The organism is Bacillus sp. 220_BSPC, from assembly GCF_001054655.1.
In the GTDB taxonomy this organism is placed as follows: domain Bacteria; phylum Bacillota; class Bacilli; order Bacillales; family DSM-1321; genus Peribacillus; species Peribacillus frigoritolerans.
In genome coordinates this window covers 1-263 of the sequence record NZ_JVPL01000032.1, presented here as the reverse complement: position 1 = coordinate 263, position 263 = coordinate 1, and the positions used below count along the sequence as shown (strand labels likewise).

Below are 263 nucleotides of genomic sequence, written 5' to 3'. Positions count from 1 at the left end.
CTTAGGATCTGGCGCCGCAAGGCGTGGGGGTTCAAGTCCCTTCACCCGCACTGATATTTTTCTTCTTGACATCAAGTTGAAAAGGTGTTAAACTTACAAAGTCGCTTTCGCGGTCGTGGCGGAATGGCAGACGCGCTAGGTTGAGGGCCTAGTGGGGGAAACCCCGTGGAGGTTCGACTCCTCTCGGCCGCACCAATAACATCATAGAAATTAGCGCCCGTAGCTCAATTGGATAGAGCATCTGACTACGAATCAGAAGGTTG

At 52.1% G+C, this 263-nt stretch carries 1 tRNA gene; it reads left to right on the top strand.

The features are described from left to right. The first annotated feature begins 109 nt into the window (after positions 1 to 109). Positions 110 to 195 (top strand) — tRNA-Leu (locus tag ADA55_RS02190). Positions 196 to 263: the final 68 nt, after the last annotated feature.